We start from the raw sequence: 21,288 nt of genomic DNA on the forward strand, positions 1-21,288 counted from the left end.
ATCCGCGAAGCCAGCTTCGGCTTTTGCGGATCATGCGCGAGATTTTCTCCGCTTGGCTCGAAAATGCTCTAGGCCTCGCTGCTTGTCGGGGTCAAGGCGATATAGTCGGCGATTTCGGGGATCGCGCGGCGCGTCGCCTCCCGGCCCATCTCGATCAGCTCGTCGGCGCGGTGAAAATCGAAAAGGCCTATTTTGCTGAGCCGCGCATTGACGACGACGTCGGGCGGATCGCCGGCGAGGCGCGAGCGCGAGATCCTTCCTTGCGCAATGTTGAAGGCGTCCATCATCGCCGTCGCAATGCCTGGAGCGCCGTCCTCCCGCCTGCCGAAGAAACGGCGCAGGTTGCCGCTCATCCCGCCGAAAAGCCGCGCGCTCAGCGTCCGTGCGTTTTGCGGCGCCTGGGAGCCTAGCTTCTCGAGCGTCGGCTCCAGCGAAAGACGGTCGTCGATGACGATCCCGCGAAACGCCGTATCGCCGATGAGATTGACGGCGATGACCATGTCGGCGCCGAGCGCGCGGCAGACCGTCACGGGGACCGGATTGACGAGCGCGCCGTCAAAGAGCCAGCGGCCGTTCAGCAGGACGGGTTCGAAAATTCCAGGCAAAGCGTAGGACGCGCGGATGGCCTCCATTGCGTCGCCCTTAGTCAACCAAATTTCGTGGCCGGTGCCGACTTCCGTCGCGACCGCCGCGAAACCTTTGTCGAGCTCCTCGATGCGGCGATTGGCTATGGCCTCGTTGAGGTGATGCTTGAGCCTGCCGCCGGTGAGCATGCCGACGCCCGAGAAAGAGACATCCATCAGGCTGACCACGCGCTTCTTCGTAAGACCACGCGCGAAGGCCTCGACCATGTCGAGTCTGCTTCCCGCATAGCAGCCGCCGACCACGGCTCCGATCGAGGTGCCGGCGACCACATCGGGATGAATGCCATGTTCGCTGAGCTCAAGCAGGACGCCAATATGGGCCCAGCCGCGCGCGGCGCCCGCCCCAAGCGCGATCCCGATCTTCGGCCTCCCATGGCCGCCTGCCAGCGCGCCCCGCGCAGCTCTGTCGCCGACGCCAGGAACATCCAGCCTCTTGTGCGGAACCGGCGGCATTTTATTCAATTCTTCGCTCCTCGCGTGAGAAACGCGATGTAAAGGATCATGTCGCGGCGCGGCGATCTGGGATATTCTGTCCTTGAGCGGAAACACTTTGGCTACCTCCAGATAATTCCCCTCCGCAATTGACAATTCTTTAAGGCGCTGCGCGTTCGAGGCGAAAGCGTAAAAAATCCAACGCAAGCATCTAAGGGCAAGATCAAACGCGGCGATTGACCTGCCCAAAAGACGCTACAGCGATAGAATTCGCGACCCGTTGCAACGGAGCCCGCCGCTTGCTTGGAAGGCCAAGGTCAACGGACCCAACTGCCTCGGTCGGCGGGACCATCCCCGCGTCAAACTCTTCGCCGAAAAGAGAAGGCCGATTCACGATAGTTAAATGAGATCAGCCGCTACTCTCGAATCTAGTCGCGATGCATAAGCATTAGATATTCGCTGCGCCGAACGGCGCAAGGGCTGCGATCAGCAACATGACGACGATGATCAGCAAAAGCGCGTAGGCGAGATAGACCTTTTTCATTGGCCGGCTCCTACGGTGGTGTTTAGAGCTCCTCAGGGCTCGAAGATGATTGTTAGGCGCGACGTGGATGTTGATTCGGCTAAATGGGCTATTCGAAGACGAGAGTAGGGGAGCCCCCGTCGAGCGCGACTTTGCGGTAGAAGCAGGAGCGGCGGCCGGTATGGCAGGCGCCGCCGTCGCCGCCGGCGTCGACCGTCAGCAGCAAAGCGTCCTGGTCGCAATCGGTCCTGATTTCGGTCACGACTTGCACTTGCCCCGATGTGTCTCCCTTGCGCCAGAGGCAATTGCGCGAACGCGACCAATAATGCGCGACGCCGGTTTCGAGAGTAAGGCGCAAGGCTTCCGCGTTCATATAGGCGAGCATGAGCACCTGGCCGTCGCTCGCCGCCTTGGCGACGCAGACGATCAGCCCGTCGGCGTCGAAGCGCGGCGTAAATGCGGCGCCTTCCTCCAACTCTTGTTTCGCGCCCTGGTCCGAGAGACCGTCCGAAGGGCGGGCTTGAATGGATTCCATCCGCTCTCGATCCCTCCCTTGTTCAAAGCGAAGCCGGGCTGACCCGGCTTCGGATTTGCGCTCGCAGCGCGGCCAACAGCGAGGTTTACGCGCTTACTTGCCGCTGCGCAGCAGGGTTAGAAACCGGACCTGCTCGGCGGGATCATCGCGAAACACGCCGGTGAATTGCGTCGTGATGGTCTCGGCGCCATGTTTGCGCACGCCGCGCATCGACATGCACATATGTTCGGCCTCGATCATGACGGCGCAGCCGCGCGGACGCAAATGCTGATCGATCGCGCTGACGATCTGGGCCGTCAACGCCTCCTGCGTTTGCAGGCGCTTGGCGAAGACATCGACCAATCTGGCGAGCTTCGACAGTCCGACCACGCCCTCTTCGGATGGGTAATAGGCAATATGCGCGTTGCCGAAAAAGGGAACCATGTGATGTTCGCAATGCGACGAAAACGGTATGTCGCGGACGAGCACGATGTCATCGTAGCCATGAACCTCTTCGAAAACGCGCGAGAGGACGTCGGTTGCGTCTGCCTGGTAGCCGGAGAAAAACTCTTCGAAAGCCTTGACGACGCGCTTTGGCGTATCGAGCAGGCCTTCGCGCGAGGGATCGTCGCCGGTCCAGCGCAAAAGCACCCGGACCGCCGCTTCGGCCTCCTCGCGGCTGGGGCGCCCGAGAGGCGCACTGTTCGGCTGAGGCTGAGGACGTTCGAGCAAGGACTTAACCACGGCATCCATGTGGCGCCTCCAATAAGTTTGAATGAGCGTCCCTGGCCTTTCTCCCAAGCGCGGGAGCACCGGACGGACGTTTGTCCGGAGAGCATTGGCTGGAAATATTCCAAATCTCGTTCGCCAATCCCTGCATTCCTATATAGGATGTGCGTAGCGCAGTCACCTGAACGATTATTCTAGGCGAAGCCATGCTGACAGACATTTATAACCAACGGATCCTTGAGCTAGCAGGGAACATACCACGCCTCGGGCGGCTCGCCGCGCCCGACGCCACCGCGAAAGCCCATTCGAAGCTCTGCGGTTCGACCATCATCGTCGACCTTGTGATGGACAATGGTAAGGTGGTGGACTTCGCCCATGACGTAAAGGCCTGCGCCCTCAGTCAGGCCGCCGCCTCGATCATGGCGCAAAACGTCATCGGCTCGACCGGACCGGAATTGCGCGCGCTGCGCGATCAGGTTCGCGCCATGCTCAAGGAGAATGGACCGGCCCCCGGCGGGAAATGGGCCGAGATCGCGGTGCTCGAGCCGGTGCGCGACTTCAAGGCGCGCCATACCTCGACCTTGCTCACCTTTGAGGCGACCCTCGATTGCGTCAATCAGATCGAGAGCGCCACGCGCGCGGCGGCGGAGTAGAAATCTCGTCGGATGTCCTCCCCCGAGGATTGCGTCAGAACCAGCCAAAATTGAAGGAATAGGCGATAATCACGCCGCCGCTGAACTCGTTCAGCGAACCGAGCCGGCTCGGGATCGGGCTTTCCGCCGCGCTGTTGACGAGCCGATCATAGCCGCCGAACACCGTCGCGCTCCAGTTGGGCGTAATATCATATTTGGCGGCGGCGAGCCCGCCAAGCGATGTGACGCCGCCATAGGCCTGATAGGGCCTGACATTGCCGTTCGCCAAGGCCTCTAAAGGAGTGACCGAAAAATAGGCGCTCATGAACCTTGTGTTTCCGAGCGCCAGCCGGGGGCCGATCGAGAAGGTGTAGGGACCAAATCTTTCGACGGCGTCTATTCCGACATTGCCGTCAAGGCCATGGTGGCCGTTCACGCCTTGCCGAATTTCCAGATGGGTGCGCAAATGCTCGGAGAGCCAGACGTTGACGAAGCCGCCGAGTTCGAGCGTCCAATTGACATTGTTCAGGCCGTGGAAATCGCCATTGCCGTCGCTCAGGCCGCGGCGAGGCAAGACGCGGCCGACCGGACCGGCCTGAAGCCAGCCGAGGTCCAGGAGCGCGACGCCAAACCCATCGTCGGGAGCCGCGAAGAGAGGCGGATCGTTTGGCTTGCGCCATGCGAGATAGCCGGTCGGCCAGAGCCTGTAGGTCCGGGCGCCGGGGAAGTCGGTCAGCGCCTCCGGGCCAATGCCGATGGAGACGGTCCAGCCGGGCGGAGGCTCCACGGGCGGCGGCGGCGTCAGATCGGCCGCGAAAGCTGCGGGGGCGCAGGAAGCCGCCAGGAGGCTTGCGAGAGTCAAGTCTTTGATGCAGGACACGTCAGCGCCTCGATCTCGGGTCAATCAATTGTGACGCTAGTATGGTCCGCCGCTCTAGGCTTCGCCAGTGTATATATGCCACAGTTGAACAGGATCGATTGGCGCCACAGCTAACTCGACATGCAGCAATCGTTTCGCATCGGCCGGGCCGCCGCCCATTACGCCATTCGCGCCTATCAGCTCACGCTGTCGGCCTTCGTTGGGACGCATTGCCGGCACCTGCCGACCTGCTCCGCCTTCATGGATGAAGCGATCGCGCGGCATGGCGTTTGGGCCGGGGGATTCATGGGCCTCGCTCGATTATGCCGCTGCCACCCTTGGGGAACCGCCGGATTCGATCCGGTTCCCGAGGCGCCCCCGCCTCGCGCACATTGGCTGCGGCCCTGGACCTATGGCCGCTGGCGCGGGCCGTTGGCCGGAAACGGCGTCGATCCAGGGGAGAGCGCTTAGCCCAAGCAAGAAGCGATTCGACGCGAACCGCTATCCGCTCAGTTCGGAGATTTCAGCGCGCTGCGCCGGCATGGGCCAAAGTCAGCGCGACGGCGCAGGCATTGGAGACATTGAGGCTCTTGATCGCGCCTGGCATGTCGAGGCGGGCGAGAATGTCGCAATTTTCCTTGGTGAGTCGGCGCAGGCCTTTGCCTTCGCCGCCGAGCACGAGCGCGAGCGGACGCGTCAAGCCGGCCTCTGCGAAAGCGACGGGAGCCTCCGAGTCGAGGCCGATGCGCAGATAGCCCATGTCGCCCAACTGCTCGAGCGCGCGGGCGAGATTGACCACGCTGACGATGGCGACATGCTCGAGGCCGCCTGACGCCGCTTTCGCCACGACGCCGGCCATCTCCGGCGCATGCCGCTCGGTCATCACCAAAGCGTCGACGCCAAAGGCCGCCGCCGTGCGCAGGATCGCGCCGACATTATGCGGATCGGTGATCTGATCGAGCACCAGGACGACGCCGCTGCGCGATGGGATGTCGGACAGATCGACCGGCTCTTGCCGACGGGCTTCGAGCATCACGCCTTGATGCACGGCGTTCGCGCCCAAGCGGCGCGCGAGATCCTCGGCCTCGACGATATGAGGCCGCAAGCCCGTGCTCGCGATTTCTTCGCTGAGCCGGTCGGCGGCGGCTTTTGTGGCATAAATGTCGAGGAGTTGGCGCCGGTTGGCGCGCAAAGCCTCGCGGACTGCATGAAAGCCAAAAAGAGCGACGAGATCGGCCGTGGGTCGCCGGAAGGTCGGCCCTGAAGCTTGCGCTTGATCGCGCTGCGGGTCGGATCGCCGCCGGCCCTGTTGCTCAGACTCCTTGCGCGGGCTCCAGGCTTTGCCTTCTGCGGCCTGCCTCGACCCCGGCGCGCGCGGCGGCGTGCGGCTCAATGGGCCGCCGGTCTTTCGGCCGAGCTTTTTCGATGGGTCTCGAGTCAATCTCTGCTTCGTCCCGCCGTCTTGCGTGTATGCGCTTTGTTCCTGTCACGTCGCCGCGGCCCATGCAAGCGGGGCGTCGCCGGCTCCGGAGATTTTCAGTTGACAGGAACGGGCCCGGTTCGCATAAGCGCATCCACGAACGCCCTGTCCGCGGGGCCTTTGGGGGAGTGTCCCGAGCGGCAAAGGGGGCGGACTGTAAATCCGCTGGCTACGCCTTCGTAGGTTCGAGTCCTACCTCCCCCACCAATCCCCGCATTGACGCGCCGAGACGCTCCATCCAGGCGGCCAGCCCTATTGTCGACGCCGAGGATCGAGCCCATCTTTCCTTCTAGCAAGTCTCTGTGGTGATTAGCCGCTTAGCCAAATGTTCCATTTGGGCCTTTGGCGTCGTAAATTCGTCTTGGGCGGAGCGCCGGAAGGCCGATCTTCTGATGATGTTCATCGGGCCATTGACTCCGCATAGGGAGCCACATAACCCTTTTATGACGACCTTGGACAAGGGCGATTACCGAAAAATTCGCTGCGAAAAACAAAGCGGAGAATAGGCAATGACGTTGCGCGTCTCAGGCAAGAATTTGGACATCGGCGACGCCCTTCGCACCTATGTTCAGACGCGAATCGACGCGGCTGTTTCGAAATACGCCGCAGGTCCGATCATCGGCCATGTCACGATCGAGCCGGAAGGGTCGGGGTATCGCACCGATTGCACTTTGCATCTGAATTCGGGGGCCACGCTTCAGGCCGACGCCAAGGCGCGCGAGCCCTACGCGAGCTTCGACCGCGCCGCCGACAAGATCGAGAAGCGCGTGCGACGCCATAAAAAGCGGCGCTCGGACCATCATGCGGTCCCACGCTTGGAAGAGCAGACGTTACGGCCGGCGCCGTCGGCTAACGGCGCTTCGAATGGAGCCGTCTCGGATGAACCGGCTGGGTCGGAGGCCGCGGCCCCGCAGGGCCGCAAGCTCCTCGCATCAGGCGAATCGACGCCGCCTGGGCTTAATCCAGCCATTATCGCCGAACCGTCGTCCGCCTTTAGGGAAATGACCGTCTCCAGCGCCGTGATGGAGCTGGACTTGACCAACGCGCCTGTCGTCGTCTTCCGTCACGCCTTCGACGGCCGCACCAATGTCGTTTATCGCCGCCCCGATGGAAATATCGGCTGGATCGATCCCAATAGGACCTAAATAAAATTAGTGAGACACCAAACAAGGGATGGCGCGGTCGTCCGACCTCGACCATATGTGTTGCTTCGCATCTCTCCCCGCGCGTTCAGAGTAGATAGCTTGAGCCTATGTTGCTGACCAAATTGATTACGCCTGAGTCGATCATCGCCTCGCTCAAGGCGAACGCGAAGAAGCAGGCGCTCCAGGAGCTGAGCGACAGAGCGGCTTTCATTTCCCATCTCGCGCCCAGGGAAATCTTCGACGCTTTGCTTCAGCGCGAGCGTCTCGGCTCGACGGGGATCGGCGAAGGAATAGCTATTCCGCACGCCAAGCTCGCAAGGGCTACATCGATGTTCGGGATCTTCGCCAGGCTTGTTCGTCCGATCGATTTCGACGCAATCGATGGCGCGCCGGTTGATCTCATCTTTCTTCTGGTTGCGCCTGAGTCGGCTGGCGCGGATCATTTGAAGGCGCTAGCGCGCTTGGCGCGCGTGTTCCGAGACGCAGCGGTTACGGGAAAGCTTCGGGCTGCTCGCGACGTCTCGGCGCTTTACGCAGTCTTGACGGAAGAAGGCGCCTCGCGCGCGGCTTGAACCAAAATATCGGCCCGGCGCATCACCGCCAGGCGCGGCGGGCGTAATCGATCGCATAGGCCTGCGGCGCAGCGGCGATCGCGGCCATGCCCGGAAGGACCACGTCCTCGGCTATGATCAGCCTTGCGCCAATGCCGCGCATCATGTCGCCGAATGGCGCCTTATCCTCAAAATGAGCGCGGAATTCGTGTGGATCGAGGAAATCGGCGAGGCGCGGCAGGACGCCGCCCGAAAAGGTCACGCCGCCTTTGGCGAGCAGCGCCAGGGTCAGATCTCCAGTAAATCGCGCGACCAGGGTCCAAGCAAGCCGCAGCGTCTTTGCCTCTTCGCCATTGGGCTGCGTGTGGGCGTTTTCGATCAGCGCGACTTCATCGAAATCCGGCGCAATGCGCCCAGCGGCCGCGCAGCGCGCGCGGTGAAGCCGCGCAAGCCCGGCGCCGGACAAGACGGTTTCGACGCTGATCCGTCCATGCTCCGACGCGTCGAGATGGCGCCAAATGGCTGCTTGTTCTGCTCCGACAGGCCCGAAATCCATGTGCCCGGCTTCGCTCGCCAGAGCGAAATGTCGCCCTTCGATCTCGAGCAGGGCCGCCGCGCCAAGGCCGGTGCCGAGGCCAAGAATGAGCTGCGCGCCAGGCTTCGTGTCGAAGGGTCCGCCGATCGGCTTGGTCCAGGCGGGTTGAAGGGCGGGCAAGGCGAGCGCTTGCGCCTCGAAATCATTGAGAAGAAGGCCTTGGCCCAGGCCGGCGGCCTCGGCCACGTTCACGCCGTCGATGCTCCAGGCCGCGTTGGTCAGCCTCACGCTGCGCCCGTTGACGGGACCGGCGGCGCAGGCGATCAGGGAGCGCGGCTTCACGTCGAGCCTGGGAAGGGCGTTGGCGACCGCGGCTTCGAAGCTCGGATAATCGCCGGTCTTGAGATGCGGCCCGTATTCCAGTGGCGCGGCGGGGCTCCGCGCTAATGCGAAACGCGCATTTGTGCCGCCGATGTCGCAGAGGAGGACTGGAAAAGGAAAATTCACGCCGTTCAGCTTTGCGTCTTGGACCCGTCCGAATGTTCAGGACAGAAATCGGCGCCCGCCAAGCCGACAAACAGCCCGATCGGCCCTTTTTCCATTTCCAACTCCCGCCGCGAAGGCGTGAAGTGCGAGCCGAGCCGCTGCGCGACGGACAGGCCCGCCAAGGGCTCGATTTCGAGAGCCGCCTCGGATAGACGTGCGTCGAAACCAACATGCGCCACAGCATTGAGACCTTCAAGATGACCTTTCAGCATCATCCGCTTTTTCCGCTCGGCAAGGATGAGACGCCCTATCGCAAGCTCGACGCGGACGGCGTCCGGCTTGAGACATTTGGAAAACGCGAGATCCTTTTCGTCGAACGCGAGGCGATCCGGCTTCTTGCCGAGCAGGCGATGATCGACATCAACCATTTGCTGCGTCCAGCCCATCTCGCCCAGCTCGCCAAGATTCTCGACGATCCCGAGGCGACGTCGAACGATAAATTCGTCGCCTATGATCTCTTGAAGAACGCCAATATAGCGGCGGGCGGCGTTCTGCCCATGTGTCAGGATACGGGCACGGCGATCGTCATGGCCAAGAAGGGCAGGTTGGTCTTCACCGAAGGCGATGACGAAAGCGCGCTGGCCGAAGGCGTCAGGGACGCCTATGCGAAGAAAAATCTGCGCTATTCGCAGCTCGCGCCCCTCTCCATGTTCGTGGAGAAGAACACCGGCGCCAATTTGCCGGCCCAGATCGAGATCTATTCTGAAGGCGAGGAGGCCTATAAGTTTCTATTCATGGCGAAAGGCGGCGGCTCCGCCAACAAGACCTATCTCTATCAAGCGACGCCGTCGATCTTGACGCATGATCAATTGATCCATTTCCTGAAGGAGAAGATCCTGTCGCTCGGCACGGCCGCCTGCCCCCCCTATCATCTTGCGGTGGTGATCGGCGGGCTATCGGCGGAGCTGAACCTGAAGACCGTCAAGCTTGCTTCCGCGCATTATCTGGACGCCCTGCCGACCGCCGGAGGCGAAGACGGCCACGCCTTTCGCGATTCTGCGATGGAAGCGGAAATCTTCAAGCTGACCCAGGATCTTGGCGTTGGCGCTCAGTTCGGCGGCAAATATTTCTGCCATGACGTCCGCGTAGTGCGCTTGCCCCGCCATGGCGCGTCGCTGCCGATCGGGATCGGCGTGTCATGTTCGGCCGACCGTCAGGCGCTCGGCAAAATCACCCGCGACGGCGTCTTTCTTGAGGAGCTTGAGCGCGATCCGGCAAAATATCTGCCGGCGATCGACGAGGCTGCGCTTGGCGGCTCCGTCGTCAAGATCGATCTCACAAGGCCGATGCCTGAGATCCTGCGGGAATTGTCGCGGCATAAGATCAAGACCAGGCTTTCGCTTACCGGGCCGATGATCGTCGCGCGCGACCTCGCCCACGCCAAGATCAGGGAGCGGCTGGAAAGAGGCGAGCCCATGCCGGATTATTTCAAGAATCACCCGGTCTATTATGCAGGCCCAGCCAAGACGCCCGAAGGCTTCGCCTCAGGCTCCTTCGGCCCCACCACGGCGGGACGCATGGATTCCTATGTCCATCAGTTTCAAGAGGCCGGCGGCTCGATGGTGATGCTCGCCAAAGGCAATCGCGGAAGCCATGTGCGCGAGGCTTGCGCCAAGCATGGCGGCTTTTACCTCGCCTCGATCGGAGGCGCCGCCGCGCGGCTCGCGCAGGACTGCATCAAGAAGGTCGAGGTCTTGGAATATCCCGAGCTCGGCATGGAGGCGATCTGGCGGATCGAGGTCGAGAATTTTCCGGCCTTCATCGTGATCGACGACAAAGGCAATGATTTTTTCAAGGAATTGAATTTGGGGTGACAGAAGAGCGCGGCGAGGACAATCCCCGTCCGCGTCTTGGTCAAGGGTTCAATGCTGATCAGCCTGCGCGACGGCTGCGAAGCCTGCCGCCGGGACGGGCAGAGCCGCGCCCGTGATCGGTTTCTCATGCGTCGCCGCAGCCGGACGCTTGGTCGGGCCTGAGGCCGGCGCTGAAAGCGAGGCTTGCGGCTTGGCCGCGCCGGCAGACAGCAGGCTGCGCCTCGGCGGCAAGGAACGTCGGCGGCCTGCGGCGCCGCCGGTTCGTTGATGGCGACAGCCGGGGCGTCAGATGCGGGATCGGCCTGTTTGGCGCCAAAAAATCGAGCGAACAAGGATGGTTGCAGCTTCGCCGAATCGGATGGGGTGCTTCCCGTCACGTCGGCCGAATCGGCAGGCTTCGCGGCGGCGACCCTCGTGGAATTGGCGTCCGCCTTGAGCGCCGCCATTTGAACCAATGGCGAAACGCGGCCTTTCTTGCCCTTGCCTTCGTCGAGCGCGACGTCGATCGGACCACGCGCGAGCGCCTCGGGCCGGCTCGCATAGCTCGACAGCGACGCAAAATTCGGATGCTGGCCGCCGTCGGCGTAGACCGTGCGCACCGGCCGCACGCCTTGCGCGACAAGCTCGGCGACCTTGGCCTCGTCCCGCTGCCCCTTGGCGGCGACGGAGCCATGCACGTCATCGTTGCGTTTGAGCGGCGGGCAGGCGCCGGTTGCGTCGAAATGCGAACCGTCCGCCGGCGTTGCGTTGAAGACATAATGCTTGCTGCAGACGCCGACCGCGACGTCTTGCTGGCTCACTTCGAAATTATCCGAACCTTCCTTCAATTGCTTCCAGAACCCGATGTTCGGGTCGAGCCTGTATTTGGCGAAGTTCTCCGCGGTCATGCGGAATGGATAGGATTGCATTTGAACGGCGCGCTGGCCGCCCGCGAAGCCTTCCCGAACAATCGCGTAGATCTCGCCGATCTGCGGATCGGTCATCGAGAAACATCCGGCCGACGAGCAAATGCCATGCACCATGATCGAGCCGCCGCTATGGCCCTGAGCCCGATCATAGGCGTTCGGATAGCCGACATTGAACGAGAGGTAATAGGCGGAATTGGGGTTCATCTGCGCCGGAGTGATCGAATAGAAGCCTTCCGGCACCTGCCGATCGCCTTCGCGCACCTTGGGCCCAAGTTGTCCCGACCACCGGCACATCGGATAGGTTTTCAAAAGCGCATAGCGTCCATCCGGCTTCATCTTCCAGATTTCCAGCTCCGATTCCTTCTTATAGGTTCGGATGAGGACGGGCGCATCTTTCGAGGTCCCGTTCGCCGCCATCAAAGCGAGCGTCTCGGCCGGAATTGGCGCAAAGGCGCGGGGATTGGTTGTGGCGAGGCCTGGATAATCCTCGCAGCCGGCGAGCAATCCGGCCGCCGAGACGATGAAGGCGAAAGCGCAGAACCGGCGAAGGAAAGGATTGCGGCGCATCTTGAGTCTGGCCCGTTTAGCGAAGCGAGTTTCGCGAGCTGTCTGGATGGCTTACGCTTGGTATCCTTATCCGGAGGTTACCGTAGGCTCGACCAAATCCCGATTGCGGCGAAACAACTCTCCCCGTGGTTAAAATCGCCAGCTTGCGCGAAAATCTCTTCCCGGAATTCTTCGTCCTATGCTTTCCGCCCGATATTCAGGAATTTGTCGGCGCGCGCCGTCCTGAGTTCGTCGGCTGACATCTGCTCGAATTCCTTCAAGGCCTCGGCTATGGCGTCGCCGGCCGCGACCGCGGCCGCATCTGGATCGCGATGGGCGCCGCCGACGGGTTCGACGATGATCTTGTCTATGATCCCGAATTTGAGCAGATCTTGGGCGGTAATCTTCATATTTGTGGCGGCGTCTTCCGCGCGGGCCGAATCTCGCCACAAAATCGACGCAGACGCTTCCGGCGAGGCGACAGTGTAGATTGCGTGCTCGAGCATCAGAACGGCGTTGGAGCTTGCGATGGCTATGGCGCCGCCGGAGCCGCCCTCGCCCAGAATCACCGCGATATTGGGCACGCGGAGCGCAAGCGAGGCGTCTGTCGCCCGCGCGATGGCTTCGGCCTGGCCGCGCTCCTCGGCGTCGACGCCGGGAAAAGCGCCCGGAGTGTCGACGAGGGAGACGACCGGCAAATTGAAGCGATTGGCCAGCTCCATGACGCGGACGGCCTTGCGATAGCCTTCCGGCCGCGCCATGCCGAAATTGTGACGGATGCGCGCCGCGGTGTCGGATCCTTTTTCCTGTCCGATGACGCAGATCGCGCGGCCGCGAAACCAGCCGAAGCCGCCGATGATGGCGGCGTCCTCGCCGAATTGACGGTCGCCCGACAAAGGCGTGAAGTCCTTGACGAGCGATTTAACGTAATCGTTGAAATGCGGCCGCTGCGGATGCCGCGCGACCTGCGTTTTCTGCCAGGGCGTGAGATTGGCGTAGAGGTCGGCGAGCGCCTTTTCCGCCTTGGCTTCGAGCCGGGCCAGCTCCTCGCCAATCGCCACGGCGTCGCCTTGCGCGGCAAGCTGACGCAGTTCCTGGACCTTGGCCTCGAGTTCGGCGACGGGTTTTTCAAAATCGAGATAGCTTTGCATCGGCGCCGAGTAAGTTTCAGGAGCGCGGAAACTGGCGATTTTGAAATGCGAAGTCAAGAAATTGCGCGCCGCGCGGAACTTGTTTGTTTGGGCTTGCGGCGCGGCTTCGCCTGATGCCCGGTCGACGGGCGTCAGATCGGGGCGTCGGAAGCCTCGCCGGAAAGCCGCGGGAAGGCGCGACGCCATCGCCGTTGCGACCAAAGGCGGAATTCGTCGAGATAAAGATAAAGGATCGGAGTCGTGTAAAGCGTCAGCATCTGGCTGACGATCAGCCCGCCGACGATCGAGATTCCGAGCGGGCGCCTTATCTCGCCGCCGTCGCCGAACCCAATGGCGAGCGGGACGGCGCCGAGGATCGCGGCCATGGTCGTCATCATGATCGGACGAAACCGCAGCATGCAGGCGCGAAAAATGGCGTCGCGGGGCGAAAGACCTTCATTGCGCTCAGCCTCGAGCGCGAAATCGATCATCATGATCGCGTTTTTCTTGACGATCCCGATCAGCAGAATCACCCCGATCATGGCGATGATGCTGAACTCGACGCGAAATAACAGAAGCGCGAGCACCGCGCCGACGCCGGCCGAAGGCAAGGTCGAGAGGATCGTGATCGGGTGGATGAAGCTCTCGTAGAGAATCCCGAGGACGATATAGACCGCCGCCAGCGCGGCCAGAATGAGAAATGGCTCGCTGGCGAGCGACTCCTCGAAGGCCCGAGCAGCGCCTTGCGAACTGCCGTGGATCGTCGCCGGCGCATGGATCGCCGCCATAGCCTGCTGGATTTCGCGGCGCGCGTCGCTCAGCGATGCGCCAGGCCGCACGTTGAAGGAGATTGTTGTCGCGACGAACGGGCCTTGATGATTGACCGACAAAGGCGTCTTGCCCTGCGCGAAATGGGCGAAAGCGGCGAGCGGGATCATCGTTTCCCGGTTGGTGCTGACGGCGGCGCCAGACGAGGCGACGCCCTTGCCGGTATTCGCCAGCGCATTGGTTGCGGCGTTGCGCGCGGCGTTATTCGTCGAGTTTGCGCCGCCGGAGCTTGAGGAGCCAGACGTCGAAGTCGAGCCGGCGGCCACCGTCCCCGCTACCGCATTGCTTGTCGCGGTCCCGCTCGGGGTTGCGCCTGACGTGCTGACATAGATGTCTTTGAGGATCGCCGGATCCTGCCAATATCGCGGCTCGACTTCCATGACCACGTGGTATTGATTCAAGGCGGTGTAGATTGTCGAGACCTGGCGTTGCCCGAAGGCGTCATAGAGCGTGTTGTCTATCTGATAGGGGGTGACGCCGAGACGCGAGGCGGTGTCGCGATCGATCACAAGGTCGGTCTCGAGGCCGTTCTGCTGCTGGTCGGAATTTACATCGACCAGGGAAGGGCTGTTCTGCAGCGCCTCGACGAGGCGCGGCGTGAAAGCATAAAGCTCGCTCGTGCTGTCGCCTTGCAGGGTGAACTGGTACTGGGCGTTGCTCATGCGGCCGCCGATGCGGATGTCCTGCACCGCCTGCAGGAACAGGCGTCCTCCCGGCACTTGCGTGAGCTTGTGGCGCAGGCGGCCAATGATTTCGTCGGCGGATTCGCTGCGCTCCGACTTCGGCTTCAAGGCGACATAGACCGACGCGGCATTCGTCCCTGAGCCTCCGGTGAAGCCGACCACATTGTCGACCGCCGGGTCGCTCTGGACGATCGATTGGACCTGCTCGAGCTTTTGCCGCATCAATTGAAACGAGATGCTCTGGTCGGCCTGAATATTGCCGATGATGCGGCCGACGTCTTGCTGCGGGAAGAAGCCTTTCGGCACGATCGAGAACAACAGGACGTTGAGGCAAATTGTGGCGAACAGCGCCGCCATGATGAGTCTGCCGTGCCGGAGCGCCCAGGCGAGCGTTCGCTCATATCCCCGGGCCGCCCAGGCGAACAGGTCGAAGCCGCGCCGGCTTGCCTCGGGCCGCCGCCCAGGTTTCAAAAGCGTCGCGCACATCATCGGCGTCAAGGTCAGGGACAAGACGAGCGAGACGAGAATGGCGAGGGAGAGCGTGATCGCGAACTCGCGAAACAGCCGGCCGACAATCCCGCCCATCAAGAGGATCGGAATGAAAACCGCGATCAGCGAGATGCTGATCGAAACCACGGTGAATCCAACCTCGCGCGCGCCTCGCAGCGCCGCCTCGACGCGCCCTAGTCCGGCCTCGACATGGCGGGCGATATTCTCGACGACGACAATCGCGTCGTCGACGACGAAGCCGGTCGCGACGGTCAGCGCCATGAGCGAAAGATTGTCCAGGCTGAAATTCACGAGATACATCGCGCCGAACGTGCCGATGATCGAGATCGGCACGGCTATGCTCGGGATGAGCGTCATGCGAAAATCGCGCAGGAAGGCATACACGATCAGGGTCACGAGGCCGACCGCGATGACCAGGGTCATTTCCGTATCGTGCAAAGAGGCGCGGATGGTTGTGCTGCGGTCCGCCGCAAGCGCGATTTCCATATCGCTCGGCATTGCCGCCGCGAGATGCGGCAATTCCGCCTTCACGCTGTCAACGGCCTCGATGATATTCGCGCCCGGTTGGCGAAACAAGATGACGATGACGGCCTTCTTGCCATTGGCCAGGCCCTCGTTGCGAAGATCCTCGACAGAATCGACGACATAGGCGACGTCGGTGAGTCGCACCGGAGCGCCATTGCGATAGGCGACGATCAGCGGACGATAATCGGCCGCGTGGGTCGCCTGATCATTGGTGTAGATCTGGAGCCGCTGGCCCTCGTTCTCGATCGCGCCTTTCGGGCTATTGGCGTTGGCCGAAGCAAGCGCCGCCCGCACGTCCTCGAGCCCGACGCCATATTTGGTCAGGGCGTAAGGGTTGATCTCGATGCGCACCGCCGGAAGGGCCGAGCCGCTGACGATGACCTGGCCTATGCCATCGAGCTGGGAGAGCCTTTGTTGCAAGATATTGCTCGCGGCGTCATACATCTGGCCGGGCGTCGCGGTTTTCGAGGTCAGGGTGAGGATGAGGATCGGGGCGTCAGAGGGATTGACCTTGTTGTAGGTGGGGTTGGTGCGCAGGCTCGTCGGCAGATCGGCATGGGCTGCGTTGATTGCGGCCTGCACGTCGCGAGCGGCGCCGTCGATGTCGCGGTTAATGTTGAACTGCAGCGTGATGGCGGTCGCGCCTAAGCTGCTTTTCGAGGTCATTTCGGTGACGTCGGCGATTTGGCCGAGATGGCGCTCAAGCGGGCTCGCCACGGTGGCGGCGACCGTATCCGGGTTCGCCCCGGGAAGCGTCGCCTGCACGTTGATCGTCGGAAAATCGACCTGCGGAAGCGGCGACACCGGCAATTTCAGAAAAGCCAGGCTTCCTGCCAAAGCGATCCCGATCGCGAGGAGAGTGGTCGCGACCGGACGCGCAATGAAAGGGGCGGAGAGATTCATTCCGCAGCCTCGCCCGAAGGCAGGGACCTCCGCGGCCGCCGACCGGAGAGCCGGACCGCGAGGCGATCGAAATAGAGATAGATCACCGGCGTGGTGAAGAGGGTCAGCACCTGGCTCACGACGAGGCCGCCGACGATGGCGACGCCGAGCGGATTGCGAAGCTCGGAGCCGGTCCCCGTCCCAAGCATCAAGGGCAGCGCGCCGAGGATCGCGGCCATGGTGGTCATCAGGATCGGGCGAAACCGCAGCAGGCAGGCTTGAAAGATAGCCTCGCGAGGCGCGAGCCCTTCCGAGCGCTCCGCGTCGAGCGCGAAATCGATCATCATTATCGCGTTCTTCTTCACGATGCCGATCAGGAGGATGATGCCGATGACCGCGATGACGTCGAGCTCGCCGCCGGACGCCATCAAGGCGAGGAGCGCGCCGACTCCGGCCGAGGGCAGGGTGGACAGAATCGTGATCGGATGAATGAAGCTCTCATAAAGCACGCCGAGCACGATATACATGGTGACGACCGCGGCGATGATCAGAAAGAGCTCGTTGGTCATCGAGGCGCGGAAGGCGCCGGCGGCGCCCTGAAAGGAGGTGACGAAGCTGGCCGGAAGGCCGATCTCCTTCTCGGCCGTTTCGATCGCCTCGACGGCGGCGCCGAGCGATGAGCCGGGCGCGACATTGAACGAGACCATGGTTGCTGGAAACTGCGAGAGACGGGTGAGCAGCAAGGGGCCGGCGCGCTGTTCGACATGAACGATCGCGGAGAGCGGCACTTGTCCGTTGGAGGTCGAGGACGATGAGGGCAAATACAGCGAGGAAAGATTGGCGAGAGTCCGCTGCACGGAGGGATCAGCCTCCAGAATGACGCGGTATTGGTTGGATTGCGTGTAGATCGTCGAGACGATGCGCTGCCCGAATGCGTCATAGAGCGCGTTGTCGACCGTCGCAGGGGTGATTCCGAAGCGCGCGGCGGTGGCCCGATCGATCACGAGATCCACCGCGAGGCCTTGCTGTTGCGAATCGCTTGCGACATCGGCAAGCTCGGGCAGGCTGCCCAGCCGCTGCATCAAGCGCGGCGTCCATGTCTTGAATTCGGCGGCGTTGGCGTTCTGCAAGATGAAATTATATTGCGCCCGGCTGATGTTGGAATCGATGGTCAAATCCTGCACCGGCTGCATGTAGAGCGAGACTCCGACAATTCCGGAGACCTCCTTCTGCAAGCGGCGGATGACGTCGCCGGCGCCGAGGCGGCGTTCTTCCAGCGGTTTGAGATTGATCAGGATCCGGCCGCTGTTCAGCGTCGTGTTGTCGCCGTCTACGCCGATGAACGAGCTTAAGCTGTCAACTGCGGGATTCTTGAGGATCGCCTCGCCGAGCTGGCGCTGCAGGCGCGACATGGCCTCGAAGGAGACGCTTTGCGAGGCTTGGGTGATGGCTTGGATCATGCCGGTGTCTTGCGCCGGGAAGAAGCCTTTGGGAATGATGATATAGAGCGCGATCGTCACGCCGAGCGTCGCAATCGCGACGAATAGGGTAAGCGGCTGGTGTGCAAGCACGACATTGAGCGCGCGGCCATAGAGCTCGATGGTCGCGTCGAAGGCGCGCTCCGCCGCGAGATCGAAGCGGCTGCGCGAGGCGGCGGGACGATGATGGATCAGTCTCGCGCAAAGCATCGGCACGAGGGTGAGCGAGACGATCGCCGAGATTACGATCGTGACCGCCAGAGTGATCGCGAATTCGTGGAACAGGCGCCCGATCACGTCGCCCATGAACAAGAGAGGGATGAGAACGGCGATCAGCGAGACCGTGAGCGAAATGATGGTGAAGCCGATTTGTCTCGAGCCTGTCAGCGCGGCCTGCAAGGGCGGGTCGCCCGCTTCGACATAGCGGCTGACATTCTCGATCATCACGATTGCGTCGTCGACGACGAAGCCGGTCGAGATCGTCAGGGCCATCAGCGAGAGATTGTCGAGGCTGAACCCCAAGAGATACATAATGACAAGCGTGCCGACCAGGGACAATGGAACCGACAGGCTAGGGATGATCGTCGCCGGCAGGTTGCGCAGGAAAACGAAGATGACGATGACGACGAGCACGACTGCGAGCCCGAGCTCGAACTCGACGTCGGCGACCGACGCCCGAATCGTGGTCGTGCGATCGCTCAGGACGGCGATGTCGACGGCGGACGGCAGGCTTGCTTCGAGCGTCGGCAACAGAGTCCTGATCCGGTCGACGACCTCGATCACATTCGCTCCGGGCTGCCGCCGGACATTGAGGATAATGGCCGGTGTGGCGTTGGCCCAGGCTGCGAGCTTGGTGTTTTCCGGGCCTTCAACGACAGTTGCGACTTCGCCGAGCCGGACCGGCGCGCCATCCCGATAGGCGATGACAAGGTTGCGGTAGCCCTCCGCGCTCGTGATCTGGTCATTGGCGTTGATTGTCGTGGCTTGCGTCGGTCCGTCGAAATTGCCTTTGGGCGAATCGATGTTCGCGTTGCCGATGGTGGTTCGCAGGTCGTCGATGTTGAGGCCATAGGCGGCGAGGGCTTGCGGCTTGAATTGGATGCGCATCGCCGGCCTCTGCCCGCCGCTGATGCTGACCAGTCCGACGCCCGGCTGTTGCGAGATCTTTTGCGCGAGTCGCGTTTCGCTAAGGTCTTCGAGCTGGATCAGAGGCAAGGTCTTGGACGTGACCGCGAGCGTCAAGATCGGCGCGTCGGCGGGGTTGACCTTGGCGTAGATCGGCGGCGCGGGAAGGTCGCTCGGCAGCAGATTGTTCGCCGCGTTGATCGCGGCTTGAACCTCCTGTTCCGCTACGTCGAGGCTGAGGTTCAGACTGAACTGTAAATTTATGACCGAAGCCCCGGCCGAACTCGCCGAAGTCATTTGATTGAGGCCCGGCATCTGGCCGAGCTGGCGCTCCAGGGGCGCCGTCACTGAAGAGGTCATGACTTCCGGACTTGCGCCGGGAAGGAAGGTCTGGACCTGAATCGTCGGGTAGTCGACCTCGGGCAGGGCGGAAAGCGGCAGGAATCCATAGGCGACGCCGCCGGCGAGCATGATCGCGGCCATCAAAAGCGTGGTCGCGACCGGACGAAGGATAAAAAGCTCCGACGGATTCATCACTCCGCCCCAAGCAGGGTTCCGAGCTCAGACCATAAAGCGCTGGCGCGCGGCGTCCTCCAAAACCGATGAGACGCCAGCGAAAGCTTTATCATTGTCCGCCTTGCTGACGCTGGCGATTGCCGCGGCGGCTTGGCTCTCCCGACGCTGGAGCCTCCGGGCCAGCCGCTTTGCCCTGATGTCCCCCGCCCGCGCCATTGTCGCCGGATGGGATGAACACCTGCGCGCCGTCGCGCAACCTGTCGGCGCCATCCACGACGACGCGGTCTCCAGGCGCCAATCCGGAGGTGACGGCGACCATGCCTCCGTCGGTTGGTCCGACTTCGACTGTTCGCACGGATACGGTGTCGTCGGCGCCGATGAGGTAGACAAAGGCGCCCGGAGCGCCGCGCTGAATGGATGCCGTCGGCGCAGTCACGACATTATGGAGCGTGTTGATCAACAGCCGCGCATTGACGAATTGGTTCGGAAACAGTTTGTCGTCCTGATTCTGGAATTCGGCGCGCAGCTTCACCGTGCCGGTCGTTGTGTCGATCTGATTGTCGAGCGTGATGACCTTTCCGACCGCGAGCCGCGTGACATTGGCGCGATCATAGGCCGTGACCTCAAGCGGCGTCCCCGCCCGCATCTGCGCCATGATGTCTGGAAGATCGTCCTCGGGCACGGTGAAAATGACCGAGATCGGATGCAATTGCGTGAGGACCGCGATGCCGGCGTCGGTCGTCTGCACATAATTGCCGGCGTCGACCAGACGCAGGCCGACGCGGCCATCGATCGGCGAAACAATATGCGCATAGATGAGGTTCAGCCTCTGCGTGTCGATCTGGGCCTGATCGGTCTTGACCGAGCCTTCATACTGCTTGACGAGATAGGCTTGATCCTCGGCTTGCTGACGCGCAATCGAGTTCTGCTTGACGAGGGTTTCATAGCGCGCATGATCCATTTTCGCCTGATCGAGCAGGCCCTGATCATGGATGAGCTGTCCTTGGAATTGAGTTTCGGCGATCTGAAACGGCCGCGGATCGATCTGCGCGAGAAAGTCGCCCTTCTTGACCGTTTGGCCTTCCTTGAAGGCCACCTCGGTGAGCTGGCCGTTGACCTGAGTCTTCACGGTGACGGTGGCGAGCGGCGTGACCGTGCCGAGCGCGTCCACGACAACCTTTATGTCGCCAAGCGCAATCGTCGCCGCGCCGACCGGCTGAGGCGCGGTTTGCTGCTGACCGCGGCCGGATTCCTTCGGCGCCCGAACTGTCGCGACGATTCGATAGACGCCCAGGCCGATCAGGATCGCGAGCCCGAGCAGAAAAATCGGTCCCAGGCGCCGTCCACGCTTGGTTCGGACGTCAGGCCGCGCGATCTTTTCTTCGCGAAAAGACGGCTTCTCATCGCGAAGAAAAAACTTCTCCGCGATCTCGTTCTCGGCCGTGCGGGTTCGATCATCCATTGCTTTGCGTCCAAAGCCTTTCCCAGCTTTGCGGGGGACGGCCGGGGGCGATCATAGTCGAGCGTCGCTTACCGCCGGGTTTCTGTACGATGAGTCTTTTGTAATCGTGCGGTTCCATAGGCGTCGCTCGCGTTCTATTTTATATCTCGAACCCAGAGGCCGCCACAATCTCTTCGAGAAATGCGACGCAATCCCGGCGGCTTCGTATCAACTCTTCGTGGGCTGCAAGGTTTTCCTTGGCGAGCGCGCGGAGAACCCTGCCGCCGCGTGACGTTGCGTCCGGCGCCGAAA

16 protein-coding genes, 1 tRNA gene and 1 pseudogene are annotated in these 21,288 nt (G+C 62.2%); 6 read left to right on the top strand and 12 right to left on the bottom strand.

Annotated elements, in window-relative coordinates; genetic code table 11:
* Positions 1 to 68: 68 nt before the first annotated feature.
* The 3 genes from RZS28_RS15545 to folE all read right to left on the bottom strand — a co-directional run bounded on the left by RZS28_RS15545 (position 69) and on the right by folE (position 2,866).
* Positions 69 to 1,097, bottom strand: coding sequence for a patatin-like phospholipase family protein (locus RZS28_RS15545; RefSeq protein WP_407341141.1), 1,029 nt, complete (start codon positions 1,095 to 1,097; stop codon positions 69 to 71).
* A gap of 611 nt (positions 1,098 to 1,708) precedes the next feature.
* Complete coding sequence (gene hisI / locus RZS28_RS15550; protein WP_407338648.1) at positions 1,709 to 2,134, bottom strand: phosphoribosyl-AMP cyclohydrolase; 426 nt, start codon at positions 2,132 to 2,134, stop codon at positions 1,709 to 1,711.
* 93 nt (positions 2,135 to 2,227) lie between these two features.
* Entirely contained in the window at positions 2,228 to 2,866 is a 639-nt protein-coding gene (folE, locus tag RZS28_RS15555) for a GTP cyclohydrolase I FolE (protein WP_407338649.1), read from the bottom strand.
* 182 nt (positions 2,867 to 3,048) lie between these two features.
* Between folE and RZS28_RS15560 the strand changes: the two genes are divergently transcribed.
* Positions 3,049 to 3,495, top strand: a complete 447-nt coding sequence (locus RZS28_RS15560) for an iron-sulfur cluster assembly scaffold protein (RefSeq protein WP_407338650.1) — start codon at positions 3,049 to 3,051, stop codon at positions 3,493 to 3,495.
* Between the two features lie 34 nt (positions 3,496 to 3,529).
* On the opposite strand, the gene RZS28_RS15565 is transcribed toward RZS28_RS15560, so the two are convergent.
* Positions 3,530 to 4,354 carry a MipA/OmpV family protein gene (locus tag RZS28_RS15565; RefSeq protein WP_407338651.1) on the bottom strand — a complete coding sequence of 275 codons (825 nt, stop codon included), beginning with the start codon at positions 4,352 to 4,354 and terminating at the stop codon, positions 3,530 to 3,532.
* Between the two features lie 120 nt (positions 4,355 to 4,474).
* Between RZS28_RS15565 and yidD the strand changes: the two genes are divergently transcribed.
* A complete protein-coding gene (yidD, locus tag RZS28_RS15570) occupies positions 4,475 to 4,804 on the top strand; it encodes a membrane protein insertion efficiency factor YidD (RefSeq protein ID WP_407338652.1) in 330 nt (109 codons plus the stop codon).
* A gap of 52 nt (positions 4,805 to 4,856) precedes the next feature.
* On the opposite strand, the gene rlmB is transcribed toward yidD, so the two are convergent.
* On the bottom strand, positions 4,857 to 5,774 hold the full coding sequence (gene rlmB, locus RZS28_RS15575) for a 23S rRNA (guanosine(2251)-2'-O)-methyltransferase RlmB (protein WP_407338653.1): 918 nt from the start codon (positions 5,772 to 5,774) through the stop codon (positions 4,857 to 4,859).
* A 161-nt stretch (positions 5,775 to 5,935) separates the two neighbouring features.
* Here rlmB and RZS28_RS15580 point away from each other — a divergent pair.
* The 3 genes from RZS28_RS15580 to ptsN all read left to right on the top strand — a co-directional run bounded on the left by RZS28_RS15580 (position 5,936) and on the right by ptsN (position 7,530).
* Positions 5,936 to 6,020 (top strand) — tRNA-Tyr (locus tag RZS28_RS15580).
* Between the two features lie 302 nt (positions 6,021 to 6,322).
* Positions 6,323 to 6,958: a ribosome hibernation-promoting factor, HPF/YfiA family gene (hpf, locus tag RZS28_RS15585; RefSeq protein WP_407338654.1), complete on the top strand. Its 636-nt coding sequence runs from the start codon at positions 6,323 to 6,325 to the stop codon at positions 6,956 to 6,958.
* 107 nt (positions 6,959 to 7,065) lie between these two features.
* Complete coding sequence (gene ptsN, locus RZS28_RS15590; RefSeq protein ID WP_407338655.1) at positions 7,066 to 7,530, top strand: PTS IIA-like nitrogen regulatory protein PtsN; 465 nt, start codon at positions 7,066 to 7,068, stop codon at positions 7,528 to 7,530.
* 22 nt (positions 7,531 to 7,552) lie between these two features.
* Here ptsN and RZS28_RS15595 read toward each other — a convergent pair whose 3' ends face one another.
* Together RZS28_RS15595 and RZS28_RS15600 are read right to left on the bottom strand one after the other, a co-directional pair.
* A complete protein-coding gene (locus RZS28_RS15595; protein WP_407338656.1) occupies positions 7,553 to 8,551 on the bottom strand; it encodes a glucokinase in 999 nt (332 codons plus the stop codon).
* 5 nt (positions 8,552 to 8,556) lie between these two features.
* Complete coding sequence (locus tag RZS28_RS15600) at positions 8,557 to 8,805, bottom strand: hypothetical protein (protein ID WP_407338657.1); 249 nt, start codon at positions 8,803 to 8,805, stop codon at positions 8,557 to 8,559.
* On the opposite strand from RZS28_RS15600, the gene RZS28_RS15605 reads away from it, so the two are divergent.
* Positions 8,788 to 10,404 (top strand): fumarate hydratase, encoded by a 1,617-nt coding sequence (locus RZS28_RS15605; RefSeq protein WP_407338658.1) that lies wholly within the window; start codon positions 8,788 to 8,790, stop codon positions 10,402 to 10,404. The two genes, RZS28_RS15600 and RZS28_RS15605, sit on opposite strands and share 18 nt — an antisense overlap.
* A gap of 995 nt (positions 10,405 to 11,399) precedes the next feature.
* Here RZS28_RS15605 and RZS28_RS15610 read toward each other — a convergent pair.
* The 5 genes and pseudogenes from RZS28_RS15610 to RZS28_RS15630 all read right to left on the bottom strand — a co-directional run.
* A pseudogene (locus tag RZS28_RS15610) lies at positions 11,400 to 11,879 on the bottom strand (murein L,D-transpeptidase family protein); the annotation flags it as partial.
* 176 nt (positions 11,880 to 12,055) lie between these two features.
* Positions 12,056 to 13,009, bottom strand: coding sequence for an acetyl-CoA carboxylase carboxyltransferase subunit alpha (locus RZS28_RS15615; protein WP_407341142.1), 954 nt, complete (start codon positions 13,007 to 13,009; stop codon positions 12,056 to 12,058).
* 131 nt (positions 13,010 to 13,140) lie between these two features.
* The gene (locus RZS28_RS15620; RefSeq protein ID WP_407338659.1) at positions 13,141 to 16,437 is read right to left on the bottom strand and encodes an efflux RND transporter permease subunit; all 3,297 of its coding nucleotides are present in this window, start codon (positions 16,435 to 16,437) and stop codon (positions 13,141 to 13,143) included.
* Positions 16,434 to 19,553: an MdtB/MuxB family multidrug efflux RND transporter permease subunit gene (locus RZS28_RS15625; RefSeq protein WP_407338660.1), complete on the bottom strand. Its 3,120-nt coding sequence runs from the start codon at positions 19,551 to 19,553 to the stop codon at positions 16,434 to 16,436. Before RZS28_RS15625 ends, RZS28_RS15620 begins: the two co-directional genes overlap by 4 nt.
* A 91-nt stretch (positions 19,554 to 19,644) precedes the next feature.
* Complete coding sequence (locus RZS28_RS15630) at positions 19,645 to 20,997, bottom strand: MdtA/MuxA family multidrug efflux RND transporter periplasmic adaptor subunit (RefSeq protein ID WP_407338661.1); 1,353 nt, start codon at positions 20,995 to 20,997, stop codon at positions 19,645 to 19,647.
* Positions 20,998 to 21,288 lie beyond the last annotated feature (291 nt).

The sequence above is a fragment of the Methylocapsa polymorpha genome, assembly GCF_045689225.1.
Lineage (GTDB): Bacteria > Pseudomonadota > Alphaproteobacteria > Rhizobiales > Beijerinckiaceae > Methylocapsa > Methylocapsa polymorpha.